31 protein-coding genes and 1 tRNA gene are annotated in these 26,078 nt (G+C 59.5%); 26 read left to right on the top strand and 6 right to left on the bottom strand.

The genetic code is table 11. The annotated features are described in order from the left end of the window. The first annotated feature begins 180 nt into the window (after positions 1–180). The 13 genes from hemA to B060_RS0102935 all read left to right on the top strand — a co-directional run bounded on the left by hemA (position 181) and on the right by B060_RS0102935 (position 12,104). A complete protein-coding gene (gene hemA / locus B060_RS0102995) occupies positions 181–1,404 on the top strand; it encodes a 5-aminolevulinate synthase (protein ID WP_018080265.1) in 1,224 nt (407 codons plus the stop codon). 115 nt (positions 1,405–1,519) lie between these two features. Then, the gene (locus tag B060_RS0102990; protein ID WP_018080264.1) at positions 1,520–1,720 is read left to right on the top strand and encodes a DUF6898 family protein; all 201 of its coding nucleotides are present in this window, start codon (positions 1,520–1,522) and stop codon (positions 1,718–1,720) included. Positions 1,721–1,841: 121 nt separating this feature from the next. Further along, positions 1,842–3,146 (top strand): serine hydroxymethyltransferase, encoded by a 1,305-nt coding sequence (gene glyA / locus B060_RS0102985; protein ID WP_018080263.1) that lies wholly within the window; start codon positions 1,842–1,844, stop codon positions 3,144–3,146. A 13-nt stretch (positions 3,147–3,159) separates the two neighbouring features. Continuing rightward, positions 3,160–3,687: a transcriptional regulator NrdR gene (gene nrdR, locus B060_RS0102980; protein ID WP_026172551.1), complete on the top strand. Its 528-nt coding sequence runs from the start codon at positions 3,160–3,162 to the stop codon at positions 3,685–3,687. Positions 3,688–3,817: 130 nt separating this feature from the next. Further along, complete coding sequence (locus B060_RS0102975) at positions 3,818–4,465, top strand: RibD family protein (protein WP_018080261.1); 648 nt, start codon at positions 3,818–3,820, stop codon at positions 4,463–4,465. 237 nt (positions 4,466–4,702) lie between these two features. After that, positions 4,703–5,293 carry a riboflavin synthase gene (locus tag B060_RS0102970; RefSeq protein WP_026172550.1) on the top strand — a complete coding sequence of 197 codons (591 nt, stop codon included), beginning with the start codon at positions 4,703–4,705 and terminating at the stop codon, positions 5,291–5,293. 5 nt (positions 5,294–5,298) lie between these two features. After that, positions 5,299–6,453, top strand: coding sequence for a 3,4-dihydroxy-2-butanone-4-phosphate synthase (ribB, locus tag B060_RS0102965; RefSeq protein WP_018080259.1), 1,155 nt, complete (start codon positions 5,299–5,301; stop codon positions 6,451–6,453). Between the two features lie 12 nt (positions 6,454–6,465). After that, the gene (locus B060_RS0102960; RefSeq protein ID WP_018080258.1) at positions 6,466–6,933 is read left to right on the top strand and encodes a 6,7-dimethyl-8-ribityllumazine synthase; all 468 of its coding nucleotides are present in this window, start codon (positions 6,466–6,468) and stop codon (positions 6,931–6,933) included. Next, positions 6,930–7,472 carry a transcription antitermination factor NusB gene (gene nusB, locus B060_RS0102955; protein WP_018080257.1) on the top strand — a complete coding sequence of 181 codons (543 nt, stop codon included), beginning with the start codon at positions 6,930–6,932 and terminating at the stop codon, positions 7,470–7,472. Before B060_RS0102960 ends, nusB begins: the two co-directional genes overlap by 4 nt. A gap of 173 nt (positions 7,473–7,645) precedes the next feature. Then, the gene (gene thiL, locus B060_RS0102950; RefSeq protein WP_018080256.1) at positions 7,646–8,620 is read left to right on the top strand and encodes a thiamine-phosphate kinase; all 975 of its coding nucleotides are present in this window, start codon (positions 7,646–7,648) and stop codon (positions 8,618–8,620) included. Between the two features lie 46 nt (positions 8,621–8,666). After that, positions 8,667–9,104: a hypothetical protein gene (locus tag B060_RS0102945; RefSeq protein ID WP_018080255.1), complete on the top strand. Its 438-nt coding sequence runs from the start codon at positions 8,667–8,669 to the stop codon at positions 9,102–9,104. A 279-nt stretch (positions 9,105–9,383) separates the two neighbouring features. Then, positions 9,384–11,546 (top strand): sodium-translocating pyrophosphatase, encoded by a 2,163-nt coding sequence (locus B060_RS0102940; RefSeq protein ID WP_018080254.1) that lies wholly within the window; start codon positions 9,384–9,386, stop codon positions 11,544–11,546. A 105-nt stretch (positions 11,547–11,651) separates the two neighbouring features. Then, a complete protein-coding gene (locus tag B060_RS0102935; RefSeq protein ID WP_018080253.1) occupies positions 11,652–12,104 on the top strand; it encodes a GNAT family N-acetyltransferase in 453 nt (150 codons plus the stop codon). Between the two features lie 150 nt (positions 12,105–12,254). Here the strand turns inward: B060_RS0102935 and B060_RS0102930 are convergent, their stop codons facing one another. Then, positions 12,255–12,767 carry an outer membrane protein assembly factor BamE gene (locus tag B060_RS0102930; RefSeq protein WP_018080252.1) on the bottom strand — a complete coding sequence of 171 codons (513 nt, stop codon included), beginning with the start codon at positions 12,765–12,767 and terminating at the stop codon, positions 12,255–12,257. Between the two features lie 182 nt (positions 12,768–12,949). Here B060_RS0102930 and B060_RS25950 point away from each other — a divergent pair, with 182 nt between their 5' ends. The 8 genes from B060_RS25950 (at position 12,950) to B060_RS25945 (ending at position 18,766) form a co-directional block, all read left to right on the top strand. Continuing rightward, entirely contained in the window at positions 12,950–13,615 is a 666-nt protein-coding gene (locus B060_RS25950; RefSeq protein WP_018080251.1) for a ubiquinol-cytochrome C chaperone family protein, read from the top strand. Beyond that, positions 13,615–14,172: a YceD family protein gene (locus B060_RS0102920; protein WP_023447290.1), complete on the top strand. Its 558-nt coding sequence runs from the start codon at positions 13,615–13,617 to the stop codon at positions 14,170–14,172. The genes B060_RS25950 and B060_RS0102920 overlap by 1 nt, the downstream gene beginning before the upstream one ends. 166 nt (positions 14,173–14,338) lie before the next feature. After that, the gene (gene plsX, locus B060_RS0102915) at positions 14,339–15,475 is read left to right on the top strand and encodes a phosphate acyltransferase PlsX (protein WP_461781715.1); all 1,137 of its coding nucleotides are present in this window, start codon (positions 14,339–14,341) and stop codon (positions 15,473–15,475) included. Positions 15,476–15,478: 3 nt separating this feature from the next. After that, positions 15,479–16,459: a beta-ketoacyl-ACP synthase III gene (locus B060_RS0102910; RefSeq protein WP_018080248.1), complete on the top strand. Its 981-nt coding sequence runs from the start codon at positions 15,479–15,481 to the stop codon at positions 16,457–16,459. A gap of 264 nt (positions 16,460–16,723) precedes the next feature. Next, positions 16,724–17,026 (top strand): integration host factor subunit alpha, encoded by a 303-nt coding sequence (locus tag B060_RS0102905; protein WP_018080247.1) that lies wholly within the window; start codon positions 16,724–16,726, stop codon positions 17,024–17,026. 15 nt (positions 17,027–17,041) lie between these two features. Next, positions 17,042–17,554, top strand: a complete 513-nt coding sequence (locus B060_RS0102900; RefSeq protein ID WP_031220336.1) for a MerR family transcriptional regulator — start codon at positions 17,042–17,044, stop codon at positions 17,552–17,554. A gap of 106 nt (positions 17,555–17,660) precedes the next feature. Then, positions 17,661–17,737 (top strand) — tRNA-Pro (locus tag B060_RS0102895). A 255-nt stretch (positions 17,738–17,992) separates the two neighbouring features. Further along, a complete protein-coding gene (locus tag B060_RS25945; protein WP_018080245.1) occupies positions 17,993–18,766 on the top strand; it encodes a glycine-rich domain-containing protein in 774 nt (257 codons plus the stop codon). Here B060_RS25945 and B060_RS0102885 read toward each other — a convergent pair. From B060_RS0102885 to B060_RS0102870, 4 genes are read right to left on the bottom strand one after another with little or no spacing between them, the layout of a single operon-like run. Then, a complete protein-coding gene (locus tag B060_RS0102885) occupies positions 18,763–19,122 on the bottom strand; it encodes a hypothetical protein (RefSeq protein WP_018080244.1) in 360 nt (119 codons plus the stop codon). The genes B060_RS25945 and B060_RS0102885 overlap by 4 nt on opposite strands. A 34-nt stretch (positions 19,123–19,156) precedes the next feature. Next, complete coding sequence (locus B060_RS0102880) at positions 19,157–19,762, bottom strand: TMEM175 family protein (RefSeq protein WP_018080243.1); 606 nt, start codon at positions 19,760–19,762, stop codon at positions 19,157–19,159. Continuing rightward, a complete protein-coding gene (locus tag B060_RS0102875; protein ID WP_018080242.1) occupies positions 19,759–19,995 on the bottom strand; it encodes a DUF2842 domain-containing protein in 237 nt (78 codons plus the stop codon). Before B060_RS0102875 ends, B060_RS0102880 begins: the two co-directional genes overlap by 4 nt. Continuing rightward, a complete protein-coding gene (locus B060_RS0102870) occupies positions 19,996–20,253 on the bottom strand; it encodes a hypothetical protein (protein WP_018080241.1) in 258 nt (85 codons plus the stop codon). A 199-nt stretch (positions 20,254–20,452) separates the two neighbouring features. On the opposite strand from B060_RS0102870, the gene B060_RS0102865 reads away from it, so the two are divergent. Further along, positions 20,453–21,502 (top strand): COX15/CtaA family protein, encoded by a 1,050-nt coding sequence (locus B060_RS0102865; RefSeq protein WP_026172545.1) that lies wholly within the window; start codon positions 20,453–20,455, stop codon positions 21,500–21,502. A gap of 184 nt (positions 21,503–21,686) precedes the next feature. Here the strand turns inward: B060_RS0102865 and B060_RS0102860 are convergent, their stop codons facing one another. Further along, positions 21,687–23,126: an alkaline phosphatase PhoX gene (locus tag B060_RS0102860; RefSeq protein WP_018080239.1), complete on the bottom strand. Its 1,440-nt coding sequence runs from the start codon at positions 23,124–23,126 to the stop codon at positions 21,687–21,689. A 226-nt stretch (positions 23,127–23,352) separates the two neighbouring features. On the opposite strand from B060_RS0102860, the gene rplM reads away from it, so the two are divergent. From rplM to B060_RS0102835, 4 genes are all read left to right on the top strand, one after another. After that, on the top strand, positions 23,353–23,826 hold the full coding sequence (gene rplM / locus B060_RS0102855; protein ID WP_018080238.1) for a 50S ribosomal protein L13: 474 nt from the start codon (positions 23,353–23,355) through the stop codon (positions 23,824–23,826). Positions 23,827–23,828: 2 nt separating this feature from the next. Then, complete coding sequence (gene rpsI, locus B060_RS0102850; RefSeq protein WP_018080237.1) at positions 23,829–24,317, top strand: 30S ribosomal protein S9; 489 nt, start codon at positions 23,829–23,831, stop codon at positions 24,315–24,317. 195 nt (positions 24,318–24,512) lie between these two features. Then, on the top strand, positions 24,513–25,469 hold the full coding sequence (argC, locus tag B060_RS0102845) for an N-acetyl-gamma-glutamyl-phosphate reductase (RefSeq protein WP_018080236.1): 957 nt from the start codon (positions 24,513–24,515) through the stop codon (positions 25,467–25,469). A 248-nt stretch (positions 25,470–25,717) separates the two neighbouring features. Then, the gene (locus tag B060_RS0102835; protein ID WP_018080234.1) at positions 25,718–25,972 is read left to right on the top strand and encodes a DUF1467 family protein; all 255 of its coding nucleotides are present in this window, start codon (positions 25,718–25,720) and stop codon (positions 25,970–25,972) included. Positions 25,973–26,078 lie beyond the last annotated feature (106 nt).

Here is a 26,078-nt window from a genome sequence, read left to right as displayed (position 1 = left end):
CGACAATCTGCGCAAACCCGTCATAGCAAAAACTCTGGAAATTTGAACGAATATGTCTCAAGGTGAGTATCAATGCTGTCGTCAGGGTTATTTTAATCCCTGTGGACTTGAATGGGGACTGGCGAATCGTTATCTCGCCCGTCAGATTTGCGGTTCCGAGTGAGGCCGCCGGAGTGTGATATGGATTACAATGCCGCTTTCGAGGCCGCCGTCAACGCCGTTCGCGCCGAAGGGCGCTATCGCGTCTTTGCCAATCTGAAGCGTCATGCCGGTCAGTTTCCGCGCGCCACCTGGATCCGCGAAGACGGCAAGGAGCAGGACGTCACCGTCTGGTGCTCGAACGATTACCTCGGGCAGGGGCAAAATCCGGTGGTGATGCAGGCCATGCACGAGGCCATTGACGCGGTCGGTTCCGGTTCGGGCGGCACGCGCAATATTTCCGGCACCACCTTCTATCACAACCAGCTCGAAGCCGAACTTGCCGACCTGCACCACAAGCAGGCCGCCCTCGTTTTCACTTCGGGTTATGTCGCCAACGAAGCGACCCTGACCACGCTCTACAAGATCCTGCCGGGCCTGATCATCTTCTCCGATGAACTGAACCACGCCTCGATGATCCAGGGCATACGCAATGGCCGCGGCGAGCGCTATGTGTTCCGTCACAACGACCTCGATCATCTTGAAGAACTTTTGAAGGCCGCGCCCGCCGACGCCCCGAAGCTGATCGCGTTTGAGTCGGTCTATTCGATGGATGGCGATATCTCGAACGTACGCGGCACCGTGGCCCTGGCCAAACAGTATGGCGCGCTCACCTATATCGACGAAGTGCATGCGGTCGGCCTTTATGGCGAGCGCGGTGCTGGCGTAGCCGAGCGCGACGGCATCATGGGCGAGATCGACATCATCGAAGGCACGCTTGGCAAGGCGTTTGGCATGATGGGCGGCTATATTGCCGGCACCTCGGCCATGGTCGACGCCATCCGTCTGTGGGCTTCGGGCTTTATCTTCACCACCTCTTTGCCGCCCGCCGTGATGGCCGGCGCCGCCGCCTCGGTGAAGTATCTGAAAGAGCACAATGAAAAGCGCATTGCCCATCAGGAGCGCGCACAAAGCCTGCTGAAAAAGCTGCGCGCTGTCGGCATCGCCACCTTCCCGACGGAATCGCACATCGTGCCGGTGCTGGTCGGTAACGCCAAGCACTGCAAGATGGTGTCGGATATGCTGCTCAACGACTTTGGCATCTATGTCCAGCCGATCAACTACCCGACCGTGCCCAAGGGCACCGAGCGCCTGCGCTTCACGCCGTCACCGGACCACACCGACGAGATGATCGATCATCTGGTGGCCTCGATGGATAAGCTCTGGACGATGTGCAACGTCGCGCGCCTGCCGGCCGTGGCCTGACGTTGTTATACCTCCCTGGCTATGCCGGGGAGGGGGACCGCGCGAACCGCGCAGCGGTGAGATGTGGTGGTGGGGTTTCTTGCTTTCTTATACGGCTTGAGACACAATCCGCTTCATGTCCGAAGTCTTCATCGAAATGCAGCGCAATGGCGCCTATCTGAAGGTCACCGCCATTGACCCGCAGACCGGCACGGAAGCCTCAGCCATGGGGCCGGCCAATGATCCGGGCGGCGTCAAGCGCCTGGCTATCCTCAAGCTGCAGAACAAACTCAAAGGCAATACGCCTGCGCCTGACGGTCGTGGCAAGCTGGTGTGACCGTGTCTGATTGGGGGCTTTTGGCGGGCGAAAAGCTTAAAAACCTTGCCTCACCCTGTCGATAAGCGTAAACGCTCCCCATATTCCCTCCATCCCTTTCTCCAGCACAGGAATCGCTCCCTTGAACGCACCCGCGAACCCCGGCTCCTTCATCCCGCAAGGCTATTTCCACGACAATCTGGCGACCGCCGATTCCGAAGTCATGGCCGCCATAACCGGCGAACTGCATCGCCAGCAGGACCAGATCGAACTGATCGCCTCGGAAAACATCGTCTCCAAGGCCGTTCTGGAAGCGCAAGGGTCGGTGCTCACCAACAAGTACGCCGAGGGCTATCCCGGCCGTCGCTACTACGGTGGTTGCGAATACGCCGATGACGTCGAGCGTCTCGCCATCGAACGCGCCAAGAAGCTGTTCAACTGTGCCTTCGCCAACGTCCAGCCGCACTCCGGTGCGCAGGCCAATCAGGCCGTCTTCTTCTCGCTGCTCCAGCCGGGCGACACCTATATGGGTATGGATCTGGCCTGTGGCGGTCACCTGACGCACGGTTCGCCCGCCAACCAGTCGGGCAAGTGGTTCAATGTTGTGCCTTACGGCGTGACGCGCGACACCAACCTGATCGACATGGATCAGGTCAATGACCTGGCCCAGCAGCACAAGCCGAAGCTGATCATCGCCGGCGCCTCCAACTATCCGCGCCACATCGATTTCAAGCGCTTCCGTGAAATCGCCGATTCGGTCGGTGCCTATCTGTTCGTTGACATGGCCCACTATGCCGGCCTGGTTGCTGGCGGCATGTATCCCGATCCGCTGCCGCACGCCCACGTCGTCACCACCACCACGCACAAGACCCTGCGCGGCCCGCGCGGCGGCCTGATCCTGTCGAACGACGAAGCGCTCGGCAAGAAGATCAACTCGTCGGTCTTCCCCGGTCTGCAAGGCGGCCCCCTGATGCACGTCATCGCCGGTAAGGCCGTGGCCTTCGGTGAAGCCCTGCAGCCTGAGTTCAAGCTCTACGCCCAGCAGGTCGTCGCCAATGCGCGCGCCCTGGCCGCCACGCTCGTTGAGCGCGGTCTGGCCATCGTCACCGGCGGCACCGACAGCCACGTCATGTCGGTCGATCTGCGCCCCAAGGGCCAGAACGGCAAGGACACCGAGGCTGCCCTCGAAGCCGCCTTCATCACCTGCAACAAGAACGGTATCCCGTTCGATGACAAGCCCTTCACCATCACCTCGGGCGTTCGCCTCGGCACCCCTGCCGGCACCACCCGCGGCTTCAAGGAAGCGGAATTCATCATCATCGGCAATCTGATCGCCGATGTGGTGGACGGCATGGCCGCCAACGAAGGCAAGCCTGATCTCGCTGTTCAGGAAAAGGTGCGCGCTTCGGTTAAGGCTCTCGCGCAACAGTTCCCGATATATAGCTGATCGGTAACACATAATGCGCTGTCCCTTTTGCGGAAATCTTGAGACCCAGGTGAAGGATTCCCGTCCTTCCGAAGACGGCGCGGCCATCCGCCGCCGCCGGTCCTGTTCGGAATGCGGCGGGCGCTTCACCACCTTTGAGCGCGTGCAACTGCGCGATCTCATGGTGGTCAAACGCTCGGGACGGCGCACGCCCTTCGATCGCACGAAGCTGGAGCGTTCGGTCGCCATTGCCATGCGCAAGCGGCCGGTCGATCAGGAACGCACCGACCGCATGGTGTCGGGCATCGTCCGTCAGCTTGAGAGCATGGGCGAGACCGACATCACCTCCGATACGGTCGGCGGCCTGGTCATGGAGGCGCTGAAATCGCTCGATGTCGTGGCCTATGTCCGTTACGCCTCGGTCTATCGTGACTTCCGCGAGACCTCCGATTTCGCCAAGTTCCTCGGCGACGAAGGCCTGAGCAACGAGGTGATCGACGATCCGCGCGACATCAAGCAAGGGCTGGGCGAGCAGGATATTTCCCCGTCCGACGATGCTTGATCGCTATGGCAAACCATAGACAATCAAGCTTTTCTTTTGCGTTCAAGCGCCACGCGGGCTTACGCGTAAAAGTACGCGGCGGCCCCTCGGCCTTGCCGAATTTCCATATCGAAATTCGGAGTGATCGTTGATGCGCCCGCAAATCACCCTCAAGCTGGCCACCACGCTCGACGGACGCATTGCGACGGCGAACGGTCAAAGCAAGTGGATCACGGGTGAGGAGGCGCGCCGCGTCGTCCATGAACTGCGCGCCGGCCATGATGGTGTGCTGGTAGGGATCGAGACAGCGCTGAAGGACGATCCCGAACTGACGGTGCGGCTGGCGGGCTATGAAGGCTATCAGCCGGCGCGCATCATCCTCGATTCGCGTTCGCGGCTGCCTATGACGTCCAAACTGGTCCAGACCGCGCGTGTCATCCCCACCTATGTTGTGACGACGCAGGCTATCAGCGGCGAGATGCAGTCGCTCGGCGTTCGCGCCATAAAGGTGCCCTCCAAACATCAGCGCGTCGATCTTGAACTGGCGCTGGAAGCGATCGCTGCGGCCGGTATCGAGCGCCTGTTCGTCGAAGGTGGCGGCGTGGTGGCGACGGCTTTTCTGCGCGCGGGTTTCGTGGATCGCCTTGAATGGTTCCGTTCGGCCACCATCTTGGGCGGAGACGCCCGTCCCGTGATCGGTCACCTCAATATTGACGATCTGAACCAGATGGTGCGTTTCACCCGTCTGGGCGTTCAATCGGTCGGTGATGATCTGTGGGAAACCTATGAGTTAAGTTAAGAGAAAGTTGGTCCGCAGATAAGCCAGATAAGCACAGATAATCGGAGTTTGAGCATCGGTCCGGGATACACTTGATACTTTTGTCGATGGTCGCAAAGCGACCATCAATTTGTTGATTAAGCGCAAAGGTTTCCGCACACTCGAACCATCTGTGCTTATCTGGCTTATCTGGCCTATCTGTGGATAGACCTTCTTGAGAAATATCAGCCTGAACCGGCGGTAAGGGATATAAAACAAGTGTTTACGGGCATTATTTCAAGCATGGGCACAGTCAGCGCCCTGATCAGGTCGGACGCCGGCATGCGCCTGACCATGGCGGTCGATTTCGAGCTCGATGACGTCGATATCGGCGCCTCGATCAGCCATGCCGGCTGCTGCCTGACCGTGGTGTCGAAGCAGGGCCGCAGCTATGATCTCGATGTCTCCAACGAAACCCTGAACCTGACGAATCTCGGCGCCTGGAAAGAGGGCTCGAAAGTCAATATTGAGCGGGCTCTCAAGATCGGCGACGAACTGGGCGGCCATATCGTTTCCGGCCATGTCGACGGTCTGGCGAAGCTGGTCAGCGTGACGCAGGATGGCGACAGCTACCGTCTGAAGATCGAAGCGCCCGCGCCGCTGCATCGCTTTATCGCGCCCAAGGGCTCGGTCGCGCTTGATGGCATTTCGCTGACCGTTAATGAGGTTGAGGGTAACATCTTCGGCGTCAACATCATCCCCCACACCTGGCTGCACACGACCTTATCGAAAACAAGCGCGGGCGACAGTATCAACCTTGAGGTTGATCGCTTAGCGCGCTATGCCGCCCGTTGGTTTGAGACAGAGTAATCAAAATGAGCCTGAACAAGATCACCAATGACCTGGGTATGGACCCGGACAACGGCTACGACAGCCCGATCTCCTCCATTGAGGATATTCTCGAGGATGCCCGCAACGGCCGCCCCTATATCCTGGTCGATGCCGAGGATCGTGAAAACGAAGGCGATGTGGTCATCCCCGCCCAGATGGCGACGCCCGATATCATCAACTTCATGGCGCGTTTCGCCCGTGGCCTGGTGTGTCTGTCGATCACCGGTGACCGCGCCAAAACCCTGCGTCTGCCGCCGATGGTGCACGACAACGGCGCGCGCAACGGCACGGCCTTCACCGTCTCGATCGAGGCCAAGGATGGCATCTCGACCGGCATTTCGCCGAAGGATCGCGCCCATACCATCGCCGTCGCCATCGATCCGAGTAAGGATTCTGGCGATATCGTCAGCCCCGGTCACGTCTTCCCGCTGGTGGCGCGCGAAGGCGGCGTGCTGGTGCGAGCCGGCCATACAGAAGCGGCCGTCGATATCTCGCGCATGGCGGGCCTCTATCCCGCCGGCGTGATCTGCGAAATTATCAATGATGACGGCACCATGGCGCGCCTGCCGGACCTGATCGTTTTCGCCCAGACCCACGGCATGAAGATTGGCACCATCGCTGACCTGATCGCCTATCGTCGCCGCACCGAGCGCTTTGTTGAGCGCGTGCTGGAGCGTCCGTTCGATTCGGAGTGGGGCGGCCAGTTCCGCCTCTATGTCTACCGCAACAAGCTCGATGGCGCCGAACATCTGGCGCTGGTCAAGCACCTGCCGCAGCCCAACAAGCCGACGCTCGTGCGCATGCACCAGCTCGATGTCGCCTCCGATGTCCTGGGCGGCGCCGGCGCCTCCATGCGTGCCGGTCATGTGCAGAAAGCCATGCAGATCCTGGCCGATCACAACGGTCCGGCGGTCATGGTCATGCTGCGTGATCCCGATCCGAAGGTGCTCTCCAGCCGCTTCGGCGCCAATGAAGAGACCGATCAAAGTCCGCGCGGTTTGCGTGATTATGGCGTTGGTGCGCAAATCCTGTTAGACCTTGGTGTGCGAGATATGATAGCGCTCAGCGGAACACGTCCGAAACCAGCCGCTTTGGAAGGCTATGGCCTCTCCATCACCGACTGGCAAAACCTAGATTAAAGAGAACCCCCTTTGACCCTTGAAACACCGCTTCGCATCCTGATCGTCGAAAGCCGCTTCTACGACGACATCGCCGACGAGCTTCTGGCGGGCGCTAAAGGCGCCCTGAGCGCGATGGGCGCCGAATACGATGTGGTGACCGTTCCCGGCGCTTTCGAGATCCCCGCCGCCATCGCCATGGCCGAAGAGGCCGCGCATCGTCCGATGGGCCGTGCCTATGATGGCTATGTCGCGCTTGGCTGCGTAATCCGCGGCGACACCACCCATTACGACTATGTCTGCAACGAATCGGCGCGCGGCCTGATGGAGCTCTCCTACAAGCAGCGACTGGCGATTGGTTACGGCATCCTCACCGTTGAGGACGAGGATCAGGCCTGGGTGCGTGCCCGCCGTTCGGAAGGCGACAAGGGCGGCACTGTCGCCAAGGTGTGCCTGACCATGATCGGTCTGCGCAAGACCCTGATGGATGGCAGCCAATGAGCGAGCACGATTCGGGCGCGGCCCCTCAGCCGACCAGCCTCAAGGCCGTCATCGAGCACCTGAATTCCAAGGAAACCGAGACCCGGTCCCTGTCGAACAAGGACAAGCGCGCCCGTACTGTGGCGCGTCTGGTTCTGGTTCAGGCGCTGTATCAGATGGAAATCACCGGCACCGGCGTTGAGACCGTGGTCAAGGAATTCACCGATTTCCGTTTTGATGGCGATCTCGAAGGCGAGCCGATGGCCGCCGCCGATGAAGCCTTCTTCGCCGAGGGCGCCCGCGCCATCGTCAAGGAACAGGGCATCATCGATCCCTTGATCATCAATCGTCTGGCGTCCGGCTGGCGCATCGAGCGCCTTGATACGACGGTGCGCGCCATCCTGCGCGCCGGCACCTGGGAGCTTAAATACCGCAAGGATATCGGCCTTGAGGTGATCATCAACGAGTATGTCGAGATCGCCCGCGCCTTCTTCGGCGAAACCGAGGCGCGCTTTGTCAATGGCGCGCTCGATGGTATCGCTGCGGACGTGCGCAAGTAACGCTCTGAGTGGCCAAAAATTCCACTGATTTCCTCATCTCTCCATGACCATGGGGAGATGGGAAATTTTGTGCAATATGTGGATTTACCTGCCTTTTCTGGGGCATTCACATTTAATTTTGTCGTCTTTTTCCCCGATTCGTTGCAAAACGGTCAGCCTTGAGGATGAGCCGGATGAGCGAACACGACGAATTTTCCATCATTGATCAGCTTTTCAAACCGCTGGCGGGCCTGAGCCGCGAGGCGAGGGGGCTGATTGATGATGTCGCTGTCATCGCCGGCGATTCCACGCAGGATCTGGTGATCAATACCGATGCCCTGGTGGCCGGCGTCCATTTTTTCGAGCACGATCCGCTCGATCTGGTGGCGCGCAAGCTGATGCGCGTCAATCTCTCCGATATCGTCGCCAAGGGCGCCAAACCCTATGGCTATCAGCTTATGACGGCCTGGCCGCGCGGCACGTCTTACTCTGAAAAAGCCGATTTCGTCCGCGGTCTCAAGACCGAGCAGGACCGCTTTGGTGTCGATCTGTTTGGTGGCGACACCGTCTCGACCTATGGGCCGCTGGTCGTTTCCATGACGATGTTTGGACGCGTGCCGGCGGGCAGGGCGCTGTCGCGCCTCGGCGCAAGAGCCGGCGACAAGGTGCTGATCAGCGGCTATATAGGGCAGGGCTATCTCGGGCTGAAAGCCTTGCAGGGCCAGCTCATGGGCCTGTCGCACGCCGACGTCAACGAAGTCATCAGCGCCTATCACCTGCCGGAAATCCGTGCCGATCTGGCGCCGGTCATTCTTGAACACGCGCGCAGTTCGATGGATGTGTCGGACGGTCTGCTGGCGGACGCCGATCATCTGGCGCGCGCCAACAACCTGATGATCCGGCTTGATCTCAACACAGTGCCGACCTCGCTGTCCGCCCGCGCCGCCATCGCTTCGGGCCTTAGTCCGGTCGATCTGGTGACCGGCGGCGATGACTACCAGATCCTCTGCACCGCCGATGAGGCCGGCGCGAAAGCCCTGATCATGGCCGGTTTCTACGAGATCGGTATGTGTCTGGGCGTTTCCGAAGATACCCCGGCCGGCGCGGAACTCTGGGCCGATGATCGCCGGCTTGATGCGGTGGCCAAGGGCTACACCCATCCGCTGTAAGCATCCTGTTCAGCCGTTATCAACCATTGTGCGGCATGATGGCGGCATGACAACATCGCCTGACCGCCGCCATCTCCTTGTCTCCGCTCTTGCCGGTGCCGCCGCCTTGTGCGCCGCGCCGGTCATGGCCAGCGAGGGCAAGAAGGACGCCAAGGAAGCCGGCGCCGCCTCGGTCCAGCTTGGCGCCATCGCCATCCCGATCACCGAAAACGGCAAGCTTTCCAACTACATCTTCCTCAATGTCCGCATCAACCTGACGATCAAGGCCGATGAAGCCAAGCTGCGCGAGAAGGAACCCTATTTCCGTGACGCTTTGGTGCGCATGTCGTCGAAGGTATCGTTCGGACAGCCGGGCAAGGACTACCTGCTCGACGAGCCGCGCTTCAAACAGGTGATGATGGCCGAATGGAGCAAGATTACCGGCCCCGGCATGATCAAGTCGATCGACGTTCTGGCGCAAAACCCCAAACGCCATCCGCTCTAGCGTCTTTCGGCCTGCGGTTGTGCTGCGCTGCGGCCAATCTAACATCCTGAATCTATGAACTATAAGTATTCGACCCTTTGCGATGCAGCATTCGCAGGGCGAAAACCCTTGAAATATAATGGGTTGTCTTTTGATCAGGCCTTGAAACTCAGTTAAACATTTGGCAATCTCCATGTCTGCCAGAATGCAAGTCCCTGAAATCTGGACTGTTTTCTGGCGCATAAACGGGCGCGGCATTCCCTGCACACGCCTTAAATATAAAGACACAGGGGTTACATTATGAATATTGCTTTGATGCTCGCGATCGTGGCTGGCATACTTGGCCTGTTGTATGGCATCGTCCAGACCTTCGGTCTGCTGAAAGCCAATGCGGGCAGTGCGCGTATGCAGGAAATCGCCGCAGCGATTCAGGAAGGTGCCGCGGCCTACCTCAAGCGTCAGTACACCACCATCGCCATCGTGGGCGTCGTGATCTTCGTTCTGGCCTTCGTCTTTCTCGGTCACCTGTCGGCCATCGGCTTCCTGATCGGTTCGGTGCTTTCGGGCGCGGCGGGTTATGCCGGTATGCTGATCTCAGTGCGCGCTAACGTCCGGACCGCGCAGGCCGCCTCGGAAAGCCTGGCCAAGGGTCTGAAGCTGGCCTTCAATGCCGGCGCCATCACTGGCCTGTTCGTGGCCGGCGGCGCCTTACTCGGCGTGTCGGGTTATTATGCCTACCTGACCGAAGTTCTGAAGCTTGGGGCTCATGACCGCGATCTGATCAATGCCCTTGTTTCCCTCGGCTTCGGCGCTTCGCTGATCTCGATTTTCGCCCGTCTCGGCGGCGGCATCTTCACCAAGGGCGCCGATGTCGGCGGCGATATGGTCGGCAAGGTCGAGGCCGGTATTCCCGAAGACGACCCCCGTAACCCCGCCACCATCGCCGATAATGTCGGCGACAATGTCGGCGATTGCGCCGGCATGGCGGCCGACCTGTTCGAGACCTACGCGGTGACCACGGTCGCCACCATGGTGCTGGCGGCCATCTTCTTCGGTGACAGCCCTTACGTCGGCATGATGATGCTGCTGCCGCTGGTCATCTGCGGCGTTTGTATCGTCACCTCGATCATCGGCACCTATTTTGTCCGCCTCGGCAAGGACAACAACATCATGAACGCCCTCTACAAGGGCCTCATCGCCACCGGTCTTTTGTCGATCGTCGCCATCGCGGCGGTGATCAAGTATCTGCCGGGCCTCGGCTTCGATACGGTCTTTTCGTATGTTTCGGCTGGCACCACCTTTACCTTCACCGGCATGACGCTGTTCTATTGCGGTCTCGTCGGTCTGGCGGTGACGGCGGGCTTTATCGTGGTGACGGAATACTACACCGCCACGGGCAAGCGGCCGGTCGTCTCGATCGCACAGGCCTCGGTCACCGGTCACGGCACCAACGTCATCCAGGGCCTCGCGGTCTCGATGGAAGCCACGGCCGTGCCGGCGCTGATCATCGTAGCCGGCATCATCGGCTGTTACCTGCTGGCAGGCCTGTTCGGGATTGCTATCGCCACCACCACCATGCTGGCGCTCGCCGGCATGATCGTGGCGCTCGATGCCTTTGGTCCGGTGACGGATAATGCCGGCGGCATCGCTGAAATGGCCGGTCTGCCACCGGAAGTGCGTCACACCACCGATGCGCTCGACGCTGTGGGTAACACCACCAAGGCCGTTACCAAGGGTTATGCCATCGGTTCGGCGGGCCTTGGCGCCCTGGTGCTTTTCGCAGCCTATACCTCCGATCTGAAATACTTTGCCGAACACGCCCTGCCGGGTTCGTTCTTCGAGGGCATGGGCAACCTGACCTTCTCGCTGTCGAGCCCTTGGGTCGTCGTCGGCCTCCTGATCGGCGGTCTCTTGCCGTATCTCTTCGGCGGCATGGGCATGACGGCGGTGGGGCGCGCGGCGCAGGCCGTGGTCGAGGAGGTGCGCAAGCAGTTCCGCGAAGATCCGGGCATCATGGCGGGCACGTCCAAGCCCAACTATGGCCGCGCGGTCGATATGCTGACCAAGGCGGCCATCCGCGAAATGGTGGTGCCGTCCTTGCTGCCGGTGCTGTCGCCGATCGTTCTGTTCGTCATCGTCTACTTCATCGGTGGCGCTGTGCCGGCGTTTGAATCGCTCGGCGCCATGCTTCTGGGCGTGATCGTCACCGGCTTCTTCGTGGCCGTGTCGATGACATCGGGCGGCGGTGCCTGGGATAACGCCAAGAAGTCGTTCGAGGACGGCTTCGTCGATAAGGACGGCGTGCGTCACCTCAAGGGCTCGGAGGCGCACAAGGCCTCGGTGACCGGCGATACGGTCGGCGATCCTTACAAGGATACGGCCGGTCCGGCGGTCAACCCGATGATCAAGATCACCAATATCGTGGCCTTGCTGATGCTGGCAGTGATTGCGCGCGGTGCTTGAATATATAGCCCCCGTCGGCAACGGCGGGGGCTATATTATGTATGAAAGAAAGATAAGGTATCCACAGATAAGCCAGATTAGCACAGATATTGTACACCGAGTGACATGAATATTCGATTTTCCGACCGCGAAGATATGCCGCAACTGCTGAAACTGTATCGACATCTCAACCCTGATGATAAAGAAACGACAGTTGAGGTCGCCTTTAAAAACTGGGAACGGCTGAAGCTTTACCCCGGCAGCAATATTCTCATCGGATGCTTAGATGCGGATATTGTAGCGACCTGTACGTTAGTCGTGATCCCGAATCTAACACGCGCTGGCGCACCTTATGCTTTAATAGAAAATGTCGTTACCCATTCTGCCCATCGCAACAAGGGGTATGGCAAAGCCGTCCTCAAAGACGCGACTGAGGCGGCTTGGCGTGCTGGGTGTTACAAAGTCATGTTGCTTACAGGCTCAAAACAGCCGGCCGTACTGAAATTTTATCAGGATGCGGGTTTTGAACAGAACAAAACCGGTTTCCAGATGAGAAGATTACCCCCACGTGCCTCTTAGGGCAGAAGTTTCACGTTCATCGTGCCTTTAAGTTCAAAGGACATCTGCGCTTATCTGGCTTATCTGTGGATAACTATCCTCGCTTGCATACGAAAAAGCCCGCCAGGAACAAACCGGGCGGGCTTTTAATATCAGGTATGAGACCTGCGACTATTCCTGGCGGCGACGGTTGCCGGGGTTGGAATCCTGGCTGCTGTCGATACGCTGGTGACCGACGGTGCCGAGGATCTGCTCAAGCGCGGTCAGCGAACGACCGCGGGTAGGGGTCTTGTTCGGGTTTGGCGTCAGGGTGCGGCCATCGGAGAGCGCCAGGGTCTTCACGGCGGCGACCGTCTGCGTCGCGTTGTCGAAGTTGACCACCGTGACCGAGCGCGCGGTGACGCGTGATTGCTTGTAGGTCATCTTCATCGAGGTCTGGTCGATATAGTACCATTCCGACGGGTTGTAGATCGAGGTCTGCGACGGCGCGCCGAGCTTATCGAGCACGGTCGCTTGGGTATCGCCGACCTTGATATCAACCGAAGGCTTGGCGTCGTGCGACAGATAACCATGGTGCGTCATGGTGGGGGCGCAGGCCGTACCCGTCAGGCTCAGGGCCGTGGCGGCAACCAGAGCAAGGCTTGTCTGAACTGAGAGCCATTTTCTCGGCAGAAGGGGGCGCATGAATATCCTGTTTAGTAAACGAACGCATTTGACCTATAGGGATTTTAGGCTTACGGCAAGCTTAAGGCCTAAACATGGCCATGAACAGTGAAATTTTTACCGGATCGTGACGGCTAAAATTCAGGACTAGGCGCCTGTTTTACCGTAGCTTTGCACCGGCAGGCACAGGGCGGAAAAACCTCATGCGACCCTTACTGGACAAGCTGAAAACCTTCTTCAAACCACGTGGTGTCAAGCTGATCGGTGACCGGCTTTACGTCGCGTGCGTGGCGCAATCGCGCCTGCCGGCTTTCTATACCGATTACGGCGTTGATGATGCGATCGGTGCGCGTTTCGAGCTTCTGACCTTCCATGTCGGGCTGGTTGTGACGCGGCTGAAATCTTTCGATCCGGCCGATCCGCGCCATGAACAGGCGAAGGAGACGGCGCAGAAACTGTTCGATTCCTTTTTGCTGGCGCTCGATTCGACTCTGCGCGAACAAGGCGTCGGTGATCTCAGCGTGCCGAAGAAGATGAAGAAACTCGGCCTTGTCATCTATACGCGCATGAAGCGCTGGGATGATATGTGGCGCGATCATTCAGGCATTGGCGCCGAAGCCGATTACGCCGCCCGCACGATTTTCGCCGGTTCGGACTATGACGATGAGGACGCGGGGGAGGAACCCGACGCCGGACTCATCTCTGCCCTCACGCTTGAACGGGCGCAGGCCTTCGCTATCTATGCACGGGCGGTGCAGGACTCTTTCCGCATCGATGATGCCTTAAGCGGTGATATAGTGTGGCCAAAGCCGGCGCCGCTTGGTAACGAGGCGCGGATAAGAGAATCTGTCCTGAGCGGAGGTGTATGATGGACGAGCAACAAAAAGACGACCGCCAGAAGGATGAAGGCCTGTGGGAGCACCGCGTGCGCTTCGATCATGCGCTGCGTGGCCTGAAGGTCGACCTGACAGCCGATGCGGCGCAGCGTGAGGCGATCGCCAGGGCCTTTGGCATGATCGCGCTCGAGTCGCTGAGCGCCCATATCGAGACTCGCGCCGCCCCAAGCGACAAGCCTGTGGTCGAGGTGCGCATCACCCTGCAAGGCGAGGTGACGCAGGAGTGCGGCGTGACGCTGGAGCCTTTCACCCATGCCCTTTCCGGTGAGCTCGACATCACCTGCATGGAAAAGCAGCGCGTCACGCATGAGGTCGCCGAGGTGGGCGCCCGTGAGTTTACACTCGATGATCTCGACGAGCCTGACGTGATCGAAAACGGTCAGATCGATCTGGGGCAATACGTCATCGAAGCGCTCGGTGAAGGCTATGATCCGTTTGCGCGCAAGCCGGGCGCGGTGTTTGAAGAGCCGGAAATCGAGGCCGAGCCGTCACCGTTTGCGGTGCTCTCCAAACTGAAACGTGATGAATAGGCTCGTGCCTTGCCGTGCGCGTCATGATATATCTTGCATAGTTGCGAAGTCGCGCTATCGTCCGCGGTTTGTTTTCAGCGCCCGGCAAGGGCGTGAAACCCCAAGCGTAACGAAGTCCAGTGAGGTCAGATTAAAGTCCGTGCCGACACCTACAGAACCTCAACCCCTGCCACGAGCGCCTGAAAACGCACTGGTTATTGCCATTGACGCCATGGGCGGCGACCACGGTCCGGCCGTGACCGTATGTGGCGCCGCGCTCCTGCTCGATGAGCGCGCCGACCTGTTTTTCCAGCTTCACGGCGACGAAGCCCGAATCAATGCCGAACTGGCGCGTCTGCCCAAGCTCAAGGAGCGCTCGGTCGTGATTCACACCGATCAGGCCGTGGCCATGGACGAAAAGCCGGCCCAGGCTATTCGCCGCCGCAACACCAGCCTGGCCAACGCCATTCACGCCGTCAAATCGGGTGAGGCGAAGGCGGTCATCTCGGCCGGTAATACCGGCGCGCTGATGGCGCTGTCGAAGATGATCCTCAAGATGCTGACCGACGATCTGGAGCGTCCGGCCATCGGTTGTTCGTGGCCCAATAAAAAGGGCTTCGGTACGGTGCTCGATGTCGGCGCCAATGTGACCTCGGATGCGCACCAGTTGATCGAATTTGCCCTGATGGGCGCGGCCTTCCATCGCGCCGTGCGCGGCGTTGAAAAGCCGTCTATCGGCCTGCTCAATGTTGGCTCGGAAGACGTCAAGGGCCACGAAGAGGTCCGCGAAGCCCACAAGCTGCTGCGTGAAAATGCCCTGGGCCTTAATTATCATGGCTTTGTCGAGGGCACTGACCTGTGTGAAGGCACGGTCGATGTGGTCGTCACCGATGGCTTCACCGGCAATGTGGCGCTGAAAACTGCCGAGGGCGCAGCGCGTTTCATCAAGGATCTGCTGAAGGACGCCTTCAAATCGTCGCCGCTAGCCATGCTGGGCGCGCTTCTGGCGGCGCCGGCGCTCAAGGCCATGGCCAAGCGCATCGATCCTGGCACCGGCAATGGTGGTCCGCTACTGGGTTTGCGCGGCATCGTCATCAAGAGCCATGGCGGCGCCGATGCGCGCGCCTTCTCGAACGCCATCCGCGTGGGTGTCTCTCTGGCCGCCAGCGGTTATGAGCGCGATATCACCTTGTCTCTGGCACAGTTCTCGCAGAGCCTGGCCGAGCAAGAGGCTTTATCTCTTGCCGCAACATCATCGGATACAACTATAAAAGACTTGCCGCTTGCCGGTCATCTGGAAGTCGCGGGTAACAAGGTAAACTAGGACATGCGTGTGTTAAGATCGGCGGTCACCGGCGTCGGCGGCTTCCTGCCCGAACAAGTGATCACCAACGAAGATTTCGCCAAAACGGTCGATACATCGGATGCCTGGATCGTCGAGCGGACGGGCATTCGCCAGCGCCACAAGGTTGATCCCGGCATGAAGACGTCGGACATGGCGGTCGAAGCGGCGAAGGTCGCTCTGGCGGCGGCGGGCAGGGACGTAAGCGACGTTGACCTGATCATCGTGGCCACCACCACGCCCGACATGCCGTTTCCCTCCACGGCCTCTATTGTCCAGCACAAGCTTGGCGCCCCGACCTGTCCGGCCTTCGATGTTCAGGCGGTCTGTTCGGGCTTCGTCTATGCCCTCAGCGTCGCCGATGGTTTCGTGGCGCGTGGCCTGTCGAAATGCGTGCTGGTCATTGGTGCCGAGGCCATGAGCCAGCTCCTCGACTATTCCGACCGCGGCACCTGCATCCTGTTCGGCGACGGCGCCGGCGCGGTGCTGGTCGAGCCGGTCGAAGGCACGGGTAACAACACCGACAAGGGTATTCTGGGCTTCGATCTGCGCTGCGATGGCTCGAAGGTCGATCTTCTTTATGTCGATGGCGGCACGTTTGAGTCTGAAAACCGCATCGGTAAGATTCGCATGCAGGGCAATCAGGTCTTCAAGCAGGCGGTGCAGAAGATATCGCAAGCCGTTGAAGCGGCTGTAGAAAAATCCAATCTGTCGATCGCCGATATCGACTGGTTCATTCCGCATCAGGCCAATCAGCGCATCCTCAAAGGGGTGGCTGAGCGTCTCGGCCTCGATGAGGCAAAGGTGGTCTCGACGGTGGCGCAGCACGCCAATACGTCGGCAGCCTCGATCCCGCTGGCCTGGTATACGGCGGTGCAGGACGGGCGGGTCAAGCCGGGTGATCTGGTGCTGATCGAAGCGCTGGGCGGTGGTCTGACCTGGGGCGCAGCGGCCATTCGTCTGTAGGAAGATCGTTTGTCCACAGATCGTACAGATTAAGGGGCGCTTTGCGCCCGATCGAACAAAGTCGCGCTTTGCTGACGTTAACAGTCTGAAAAATCTGTGTAATCTGTGTAATCTGTGGATGCCTCCCTTATCTTTCTTCCATCAATTCCCCTGTCTGACGTTTTTTGTCCGAAGTTATCTATAACCCTTTGACGCAAACGACAATTTGCGTCATTGTATACGCTTGTACGGGTTGTAATCCTTCAAGCTACGGGGCTTAGACACATGAAATCGCAGACCTTGACGCGGGCTGAACTGTTTGAAGACGTGCATAACGAACTCGGTTTGCCACGTCAGGAATGCGCCGCCATCGTCGAGCGGACGCTCGATCTGGTGGTCGAAGCGCTCGAACGCGGCGACACGGTCAAGCTGTCCGGTTTCGGCGTCTTCCAGGTGCGTGAGAAAAACGCCCGCGTAGGCCGCAACCCCAAGACCGGCAAGCCCGCAGCCATTGATCCGCGCAAGGTCATCTCCTTCCGTGCCTCGCAGATCGTCAAGGCGCGTGTTGACGCCGGCACCCACGAGTAACAAGGTAGCGTGCAGGTGAACAAAGGGCCTTTAGCCTTACGGACTATTTCCGAGACCGCCGACGCTTTGGGGGTGCCGCAGCATGTGTTGCGCTTCTGGGAAACCAAGTTCACCTTCATCCGCCCGACCAAGCGCGCCGGTGGCCGTCGTTTTTACCGTCCGCAGGATGTTGATCTGCTGCAGGGCGTGAAAACGCTGCTCTATGATCGCGGCTACACCATCCGTGGCGTGCAGAAACTGTTCAAGGACGAAGGCCAGAAGGCGATTCTCAATCCTTCCGGCGGCGTCTATACGGGCGGCGATTCCGACGTGATCGAAACCGAGCAGGGGCTTGTGTCGCGCGATGAGATCGCGGCCGAGGATGCTGCCGGCGTGGCGCAGCCGGTGTTTGACTGGGGCAATGCCGCGAATGTGCCGGCGCCGGCCATGTCGACCGAAATGCGTGACGGCTTTCTGAACATCGCCAAGGCTTTGGAGGCGGCGCAGGCCTCGCTTGGCCGTCATATCGGCAAGACATCGAGACGGTAGGATAAAATTCTGGGAAAAGTGCCGTTTGGGGATTGCGGGGGCCGATTTTCGCCTCTATAAGCCGCCTCTCTTAAGGGCGACACTGGCTGTTTTCCTTATGTTTTGGCGGAGCGTGGCGCAGCCTGGTAGCGCACTTGACTGGGGGTCAAGGGGTCGCAGGTTCGAATCCTGTCGCTCCGACCATTTAAATAAATAAGACGTCCCCGGCGGGGGGCGTCTTTTTTATTTAAGGTCTTCGCGCCAGGCTTCAAACCGTGAAAGGTTCGGCACGACCCGAAAGGCTAAGCATCGTTAAAGTGATGCGCATCTATCCTGTCGCTCCCAGAAAGACTCGTCGCGCAGCGACTCCGTCCTGCCTTCCGACACTAATCCCTGTCACCGAAGCGTCATGATCAAATGATACTATCTCCTCAAGACCAACAAAACAGAGGAGACTTAATGATAACAGACACGGCCCTTTGGCAGGCCATAAACGCCTACGAGATCGACGCGGCCGACGCTGCGTTACCCTTTAGCCGCCGGCTGGCGCGGGATAATGACTGGTCCCACAGCTTCGCTCTTGCGGCCATCGCCGACTACAAGCGTTTCATCTATCTGATCTGCACATCCGGCACGGTGCTTACGCCCTCGGAAGAGATCGACGCCGTCTGGCACCTCCACCTTCTCTACACGCGGGACTACTGGGATCGCTTTTGCGAGCAAACCCTCGGCCGCAAGATCCACCACGGCCCGACCAAGGGCGGGGCTGTAGAAGCCGACACCTACCTGACCGGCTACCGGCGCACCCTGAGCCTTTATGAAGAGGTGTTCGGGCCACCGCCACCGGCCTTATGGCCCGATGCGGCGACACGGTTCAGTCCGCCACCTCGCAAGTCTGTCGGTAGATCCACCCACATCATCCTGCCCAAGCGGCAGGTTTTTTTATGCCTGACAGCCGGTCTGCCGCTGCTGCTGGCAGGGTGCAAACTGGAAGGGATGCACCTGCCGCTCAAGGTCGATGGGTTCTATGTCTGGCTGTTTATATGGATCGTCATTTTTGTCTGGTCGGTGAACGCCAGGAGTAAACGTCGCGGCAAGCGCAACAACAACCACAGCAGCGGGTGCGGCGGTGGCGGATGCTCCAGCAGCGGGGACTCTGGTGGCGACTCTGGTGGTGCATCCGGATGCAGCGGTTCTGGAGGTGGCTGTGGAGGTGGCTGTGGCGGCGACTAGACGGGCGGCGGTTGCGGCATAAGCGCCTCGAACGTCTCCAGATCGCCCCTCATAAGCGCCTTGGCCGCGCGTTCCAGTGTCAGGGCCGGTGAGCGAAACACCACCTTGCGTGGCGTGTCCGCCCTGACCTCCGCACATGCGGGGGCTTTGGCAGGTTCTTTGGCCGGTTCTTTGGATGAGGCTTTCGCCGGCGCTGGCTCACCGGACGCCGCGCTGACCGCCTTGCCGATGGCGATCAGGGCCTTGGCGGCGCGTTCGGCTTCGAGATAGGTCGAGGGGGCGTCGATCCGCTCATAGGCGTCGAGAAGCTCGGTGGCGAGGCGGTGCAGGCGCGCGGTGATATCTGTCTGTTCCATGGCCAAAGCATAGATGGCGTCCGGAGAGCGGGAATTAATCGTGTTCGATGCGGCGATCGGGGATCAGCCAGATCAGCGCCACCAGCACATAGCAGGCGATACCGGCAAAGCTGTTGAGGAAGGTCAGACCGATTCCGACAATATAGAGCGCGGTCGAGATCAGGCCCTTGATATCATTGCCGATCGCTTGCGAGATCAGGCTGTCGCGGCCATTGACCGCCTTCAGCACGCGCACAAGGATATAGTAGGCGATGCTCGGCATGAGCAGGGACAGGCCGTAGGTCGCGGTGGGGATAGTGGCGAAATCGCTCTCGCCCATCCAGCTTGTGGTGAAGGGGATAATCGACAGCCAGAACAGAAGATTCAGGTTGGCCCACAGGGCGCCGCCGCTGATTTTGCTGACCGTATGCAGCAGGTGGTGGTGGTTGTTCCAGTAGATGCCGATATAGATGAAGCTGAGGGCATAGAGCAGGAAGGTGTGGAGCACGCCGGCCAGCGCCGCCCAGTCGTGGCCTTCGGGTGTATGCAGTTCCAGCACCATGATGGTGATGATGATGGCGAGAACACCGTCGCTGAAGGCTTCCAGGCGCGTCTTGGTCAGGGGGCGCAAGGTTTTGGCTGTGACGGGCGTATCGCTCATTTCTTCTTCTTTTTCTTGTAGTTTTCCGACCATGAGATCAGCGGAATGATCGGCAGCCCCCACAACGTGCCGGCCAGGGCGAAAAAGACCAAAGCGGTGATCTTGCCGCCGTGCAGGAAGCCGGCAATCGCCGTCACGATCACCACGTAGACGGCCAGAAAGACGACAATGCCGATGCAGGCGATCAGGCGGCGCTGCGGCAGGCTCAGGCCCTTGACCGGTTCATGCTCCATCTAGCGGCGCTCAAGCATACGGGTGAGGTGGAAAAAGCCGAGCAGGACCGAGCTGCCGACCAGCGACACCATCAGGATCGAGAAAAAGTGATCGTCGAGTTTTTCTGAGGTCTGGACGAAAAAATTGAGCAGGATGGCGCCGAAAATGGCGACGAACAGATTGATAGGAAAGCTGAAACGGCTTTTGCTCATGGCGTTGGCGATCCATCCGACCAGAAAGCCGGCCAGTGTCGCCAGGATATAATTCTCTGCCGTCATGGCGAGTCCCGTCCTTCTTCTCTGTGGCCAGCATCTTTCTTTGGCCTTTTTTATCCGGCAAAGCGCTTGAATTCGTACACCCGGTATGGGCAAATTGAACTTAAGGGCGAAGCTGTCGATGATCCTCTAGTTACAGTCAATCGACGGTAACGGCAAGGATTTGCGCGATGGCCGGAACTCTAAAAAACGAGACTATAGAATGAGGCGTAAGGTGCGACTTCCCCTTAGGTCGCCGCTGGTGGCGACGTGGTTATTTGTAGCGGCTTTCCTGATCGTGGCGCTGGTCTTTGTCGGCGGGGCCACACGCCTGACCGAATCGGGTCTGTCGATTACCGAGTGGAAGCCGATCTCAGGCGTTATCCCGCCGATGAACGATCAGTCGTGGGCGGCCGAGTTCGAGAACTACAAGAAGATACCGCAGTTCAGCCAGATCAATCCGCACATGCAGGTGGCCGACTTCAGGGGCATCTACTGGTGGGAATGGGCGCACCGTTTGCTGGCGCGGCTGGTCGGCGTCGTCTATCTGCTCGGTTTTGTGGCTTTTCTGGTGATGAGAGAGATTCCGGCGCGCCTGATCTGGCGCTGCGGGGCCTTGCTGGGGCTTATTGTGGTGCAGGGCGCCGTCGGCTGGTGGATGGTCTATAGCGGGCTGTCCGGCCGTGTTGAGGTGGCGCCCGAACGCCTGATGACGCATCTGAGTCTGGCGCTTTTGGCGCTGAGTTGCACCGTGTGGACCGGGTTTGAAGCGCTGGAAGGCCAAAAGCGCGGTCGCGGCGCGCCCGATGGCTGGAAAGTCGCCACCGGCGTCCTGCTGGGGCTGGTTTTCTTGCAATGTATGCTCGGCGCCCTGGTGGCGGGTAATAATGCCGGCCTGATCTATAACGACTGGCCGCTGATGAACGGCCACATCTTCCCGCCGGTCGACTGGGCCAAGGGGGTGGGCTACAGCTTCCTGCACGATCAGGGACTGGTGCAGTTCACCCACCGTATCAACGCCTATATCCTGCTGATCTTCGCTACGGCCTTCGCTTTGGTGATCTCGCGCAAGAGCAATGCCGACGATCTCAAGACGCTGGCGGCCGTGGTGGCGACGAGCGTGTGGATACAGGCAGCACTCGGCATCATCACCCTGGTGACCGTGGTGTCGATTGGCTTTGCCCTGTCGCACCAGTTGGTGGCGGTGATCCTGCTGATACTGGCGGTGGCGCTGACGTGGAAAGTGTTCCGCGCCGACCGGTCGTTCCGGTAGGCACAAGTAGGTGATCCTCCCCTGCAAAGCGGGGGAGCGGGGCGGCCAGTGCCGTGTCGCCGCGTAGTCGGCGACGGAGGGGGCTTTAGTGGCTTTGGGGTTGCCCCCTCCGTCAGCGACACCAGCCCTTCGGGCTTCGCGCTGACATCTCCCTCGTACGCTGCGCTACAGGGGAGGATGAAGGTTAAGCTATGGCCCGATCCGAAAACTGCTTCCATGGCCCTGTGATGGCGACGGTGACGCCATTGCCCTGAATATTGGCGAACAGGGTCGAGCCGTCCGGCGAGAAGGTGACGCCCGCCCATTCCGAATGACCGCCGTCAACATTGCGCGCGAAGGTGGTCACCTTGCCTTCCGGCGTGACAATACGCAGGTGGTTGAACAGGATGTCGGAATAGCGGTCTTCGCAGACATAGAGATGGCCCCACGGCGAGGTGGTCAGGTTGTCGGCATAATCGAGCACGCGCAGATCGCCGGATTCGACGAACAGTTCGATCTGGCCGGGCTGATCCTTTTCGCGGTCGGTGCCTTCATAGGGGCTGGGGATATAACGCATAAGCTGGCCATAGGCTTTGGCGCCGCCCGAGGTGCAGGCAAAGAACATTTCGTTATTGCCGAAATGGATGCCTTCGCCGCGTGAGAAGCGCGCCGCGCCTTTGAGATAGGCCTGGGTGCGCAAAGAATCGTCCGGGCTCTCGACGTCGACGAGGTCGATCCAGACGGCGGCGAAGCGATCGCCGGGCTTCCACAGTTGCGAATACTTGTTGCTGGTGGTGGCGCGCGGCACGTCGCGGAAAGCCAGCGCCTGCAGGCGGCCGCCCTTGTGCAGGTAGCGCAGGTCGTTGGGCAGGTAACGGTAGAAGGCGCCGTCCGACATATCCTCGGTCATGTAGACGATGCCGGTGCGCGGATCGATGCAGACGGCTTCGTGGTTGAAGCGGCCCATGGTCTTGATCGGCACGGGTGCGGCGAGGCCTTTATAACCAGACGGCACCTCAAAGACGTAGCCGTGGTCCTTTTTCACGCCATCGCCGGCGGCTTGCGTCGTTTCCTCGCAACTCAGCCATGAGCCCCACGGCGTTGAACCTCCGGCGCAGTTGGTCGAGGTGCCGGTGAGCGACAGGTAGTGGCTCTCCAGACGCTGGCTCTTCAGGTCGTAGATCAGCGTCGTTGTGCCGCCGCTGAGCGGGATGCCGTCGCTGGCGTGGTCATACAGACGCGAACGGTCGATCTTGTCGATCAGTTGATACTTGTCACCCAGCGGCCCAACGCCGAGCACCGTGTGCTTGATCTCGTGGTTGCGCACGAGGACGACCTTGTCCGGCGACAGGTGCGGGAAAGCGGCCATGCCGTCATGCAGGGCAGGGACGTGGAAGCCGTCATCCATCACATCGCCAAAGGTCGAGAAGGTGGTGTAGGAAAAGCCGGCCGGCAGTTCGATAAAGCCCTTCGGATCGGGCTGCAGCGCACCATAGCCCTCGATCTCGCTGAGATAGCCCGGATCGGCCGAAGGCTCGACACGCACAGCGCCATTGGCGCGCTGGCCAAGGCCGGCGAAGGCGACTGAGGTGGCTACGGTACTGGCGAGCGCGCCATTGAGCAAAAACCGGCGGGAGAGCTGCATGTTGACCTCTTGTATATGCTATGGCGTGTCCATGACATGTCTCTATAAAGCTATTATGACGTATTTTCATGCGGTAAATTAATACCGTTGTCAATTTACTCAATAAAAACAATGTCATGCTGGCAATTTTTATGAAAATAATGCGTTGACAGGGTGGGGCGCCTTCTGTAAATACCGCGCCTCTTCTCCGTTCCAACTCTTGGTGCGGAAACAAAAGGATTTTATCATGTTGACCTCCACGACAGCGGCATTGAAGCCCGCGGATGTCGAGAAGAAGTGGATCGTGATCGACGCAGAGGACGCCGTACTCGGCCGTCTGGCCTCGTACATCGCCATGCGTCTTCGCGGCAAGCACCTGCCTACCTACACGCCGCACACCGATTCCGGCGACTACATCATCGTTATCAATGCTGAGAAGGTTCACCTGACCGGCAAAAAAGAAAACGAGATCTTCTACTGGCACACCGGTCACCCCGGCGGCGTCAAGCAACGCACGCTCGGCCAACTGCTGAACGGCAAGTATCCTGAGCGCGTGCTGACGAAAGCCGTCGAGCGCATGATGCCGAAGGAAAGCCCGCTGGCCCGTGGTCAGATGACCAACCTGCGTATCTACGCCGGCACCGCCCATCCTCACGAAGCGCAGCAGCCGGAAGTCGTTGACTTCAAGTCGCTGAACGCCAAGAACGCCCGGAGAGCCTAATCATGTCCGACATCCAAGCTCCCGCCCAAGGCCTTGAAGCCCTCGCTTCGCTGTCGTCGAACCCGGTCGAGGCGCCTGCCGCCCGCGTCCAGATCCTCGACAAGTACGGCCGCGCCTATGCCACCGGCAAGCGCAAGAACGCCATCGCCCGCGTCTGGATCAAGCCAGGTTCCGGCAAGTGGATCATCAATGACCGCGAACAGGAAGTGTATTTCGCACGTCCGGTTCTGCGCATGATGATCGCTCAGCCGCTCAACCTGACGGACCGCGCCACGCAGTTCGACATCTTCGTGACCGTCGTCGGTTCGGGCCTTTCCGGCCAGGCCGGCGCCATCCGTCACGCCCTGTCGAAGGCCTTGACCTATTATGAGCCCGCTCTGCGCGGCACTCTGAAGGCTGCTGGCTTCCTGACCCGTGACTCGCGCGTCGTAGAGCGTAAGAAGTACGGCCGTGCCAAGGCACGTAAGAGCTTCCAGTTCTCGAAGCGTTAATCGCACGAGCCACAAACTCATGCGGAAAAGCGCTTCGGGCAACCGAAGCGCTTTTTCTTTGTCTGTTTTCAAAGTAAGACACCCCACGACGCCTACCTGTACCTCCCTGGCTATGCCACGGAGGGGGACCGCGCCTGAAAGGCGCGGTGGTGGGGTATCTTGCTTTCGTTCTTTCGTCCTTTTCAGGAGCGTCCTATGTCTCATAAAGTGTTTATCGACGGCGAGGCCGGCACCACGGGTCTGCAAATCCGTGAGCGGCTGGAGAAGCGTTCCGACATCGAACTGATCCGCCTCAGCGATGATAAGCGCAAGGACGCCGGCGCCCGCAAGGAGGCGCTCAACAGCGCCGACGCCGTGATCCTGTGTCTGCCCGATGAGGCCGCGATTGAAGCCGTGTCCATGATTGACAATCCGGATGTACGCGTCATCGACGCCTCGACCGCTTTCCGCACGGACGCGGCCTGGACCTATGGCTTTCCCGAACTGAACGACGGCCAACGTGCCGAGATTGCTGCCTCCAAGCGCATCAGCAATCCCGGCTGTCACGCCACGGGCTTTATCGCCCTGACGAATCCGCTGGTTGAAGCCGGCATCATTCCGTCCTTCTTCCCCATCACCGCCACCTCGCTTACGGGCTATAGCGGCGGCGGCAAATCCATGATTGCCGAATTCGAGGGCGCGCCAGAGCACGGCCAAGATCGGGGCAAGGGCCATGAGCGGCTTTACGCCACCGGCCTGGCGCACAAGCACCTGCCGGAAATGACGCTTTATTCCGGTCTGGAGTCGCCGCCGATCTTCACGCCGATCGTCGCCAATTTCCCGCAAGGCCTGATCGTTCAGGTGCCTTTACACCTGTGGGCGCTGCCGGATGAGCCGGATATCGATGCGATCCGCAACCTGCTGACGGCGCATTATCTCGGCGAACAGTTCGTGCGCGTGGCGAACGCGGAAGAAAGCGAAGAGGCCGGCGCGGTGCACGGCGCCATGCTGGCCAACACCAACCAGCTTCTCATCCATGTGTTCGGCAATCCGGATCAGGACACGGCCAATCTGGTGGCGGTGTTCGATAACCTCGGCAAGGGGGCGTCCGGCGCCGCTGTACAAAACCTCAATCTGGTATTAGGTGTGGAAGAAGGGTTAGGCCTCGTCTGACTCCTAAGGAGCTGAGCGACGCCAATGTTTAAAAATCGAACCGTCATATTGATCTGTGCCACAGGCATGACCGTATTGCTGGGGTTCACGGCAGCGGTGCTTTGGAAGGCTCCGGCTGAACCGGCCAATACGCATAGTTCAGCCGTTCCCTGGCTTATATTCACCATTTTCGCCGTCGTTTACATGAACGCAAAGCGCCGTAAAATGGACTCAAAAATTCCGGACGCAGATACAGATGAGGATAAGGCATGAACCCGATTACCTGGGCCGCCATCTATATCATGATCTGGTGGGTGACTTTCTTCGCCATCCTGCCGTTGTGGAACCGCACCCCCACCGAAGACGGCGGCGAAACCATCAAAGGCCATGATACCGGCGCGCCGATCACCCACAATCTGGGGAAAAAGGTGCGGATCAACAGCCTGGTGGCGCTGGTCGTTTGGGTCATCGTCCTGCTGCTGATGTACGTGATTCATATCCCGCTGCCGGAAATTCCCGGTTAGTTTTGCCCCTGATCCAAAAATCGCCGCAATGCCTGCGCAAAACGCTTCACGCATAAGGCGTTACATTCTTTTCTGTCCACCTCATGTATATCCAAAAAGTGCCTTC

Origin of the sequence: Asticcacaulis benevestitus DSM 16100 = ATCC BAA-896 (genome assembly GCF_000376105.1) — a bacterium.
Lineage (GTDB): Bacteria > Pseudomonadota > Alphaproteobacteria > Caulobacterales > Caulobacteraceae > Asticcacaulis > Asticcacaulis benevestitus.
This window is presented reverse-complemented; position numbering and strand designations above follow the sequence as displayed.

Bases quoted from the DNA above. Each gene is read 5' to 3' on its own strand.
- ribB (WP_018080259.1), top strand. From the start codon at position 5,299: ATGAGCCTGAACAAGATCACCAATGACCTGGGTATGGACCCGGACAAC.
- thiL (WP_018080256.1), top strand. From the start codon at position 7,646: ATGAGCGAACACGACGAATTTTCCATCATTGATCAGCTTTTCAAACCG.
- hemA (WP_018080265.1), top strand. From the start codon at position 181: ATGGATTACAATGCCGCTTTCGAGGCCGCCGTCAACGCCGTTCGCGCC.
- B060_RS25950 (WP_018080251.1), top strand. From the start codon at position 12,950: ATGCGACCCTTACTGGACAAGCTGAAAACCTTCTTCAAACCACGTGGT.
- B060_RS0102990 (WP_018080264.1), top strand. From the start codon at position 1,520: ATGTCCGAAGTCTTCATCGAAATGCAGCGCAATGGCGCCTATCTGAAG.
- B060_RS0102880 (WP_018080243.1), bottom strand. From the start codon at position 19,762: ATGAGCGATACGCCCGTCACAGCCAAAACCTTGCGCCCCCTGACCAAG.
- B060_RS0102975 (WP_018080261.1), top strand. From the start codon at position 3,818: ATGCGCCCGCAAATCACCCTCAAGCTGGCCACCACGCTCGACGGACGC.
- B060_RS0102930 (WP_018080252.1), bottom strand. From the start codon at position 12,767: ATGCGCCCCCTTCTGCCGAGAAAATGGCTCTCAGTTCAGACAAGCCTT.
- B060_RS0102935 (WP_018080253.1), top strand. From the start codon at position 11,652: ATGAATATTCGATTTTCCGACCGCGAAGATATGCCGCAACTGCTGAAA.
- B060_RS0102910 (WP_018080248.1), top strand. From the start codon at position 15,479: ATGCGTGTGTTAAGATCGGCGGTCACCGGCGTCGGCGGCTTCCTGCCC.
- B060_RS0102885 (WP_018080244.1), bottom strand. From the start codon at position 19,122: ATGGAACAGACAGATATCACCGCGCGCCTGCACCGCCTCGCCACCGAG.
- B060_RS0102920 (WP_023447290.1), top strand. From the start codon at position 13,615: ATGGACGAGCAACAAAAAGACGACCGCCAGAAGGATGAAGGCCTGTGG.
- B060_RS0102870 (WP_018080241.1), bottom strand. From the start codon at position 20,253: ATGACGGCAGAGAATTATATCCTGGCGACACTGGCCGGCTTTCTGGTC.
- B060_RS0102945 (WP_018080255.1), top strand. From the start codon at position 8,667: ATGACAACATCGCCTGACCGCCGCCATCTCCTTGTCTCCGCTCTTGCC.
- B060_RS0102865 (WP_026172545.1), top strand. From the start codon at position 20,453: ATGAGGCGTAAGGTGCGACTTCCCCTTAGGTCGCCGCTGGTGGCGACG.
- rpsI (WP_018080237.1), top strand. From the start codon at position 23,829: ATGTCCGACATCCAAGCTCCCGCCCAAGGCCTTGAAGCCCTCGCTTCG.
- B060_RS0102875 (WP_018080242.1), bottom strand. From the start codon at position 19,995: ATGGAGCATGAACCGGTCAAGGGCCTGAGCCTGCCGCAGCGCCGCCTG.
- B060_RS0102940 (WP_018080254.1), top strand. From the start codon at position 9,384: ATGAATATTGCTTTGATGCTCGCGATCGTGGCTGGCATACTTGGCCTG.
- B060_RS0102905 (WP_018080247.1), top strand. From the start codon at position 16,724: ATGAAATCGCAGACCTTGACGCGGGCTGAACTGTTTGAAGACGTGCAT.
- nrdR (WP_026172551.1), top strand. From the start codon at position 3,160: ATGCGCTGTCCCTTTTGCGGAAATCTTGAGACCCAGGTGAAGGATTCC.
- B060_RS0102835 (WP_018080234.1), top strand. From the start codon at position 25,718: ATGAACCCGATTACCTGGGCCGCCATCTATATCATGATCTGGTGGGTG.
- B060_RS0102860 (WP_018080239.1), bottom strand. From the start codon at position 23,126: ATGCAGCTCTCCCGCCGGTTTTTGCTCAATGGCGCGCTCGCCAGTACC.
- argC (WP_018080236.1), top strand. From the start codon at position 24,513: ATGTCTCATAAAGTGTTTATCGACGGCGAGGCCGGCACCACGGGTCTG.
- nusB (WP_018080257.1), top strand. From the start codon at position 6,930: ATGAGCGAGCACGATTCGGGCGCGGCCCCTCAGCCGACCAGCCTCAAG.
- rplM (WP_018080238.1), top strand. From the start codon at position 23,353: ATGTTGACCTCCACGACAGCGGCATTGAAGCCCGCGGATGTCGAGAAG.
- B060_RS25945 (WP_018080245.1), top strand. From the start codon at position 17,993: ATGATAACAGACACGGCCCTTTGGCAGGCCATAAACGCCTACGAGATC.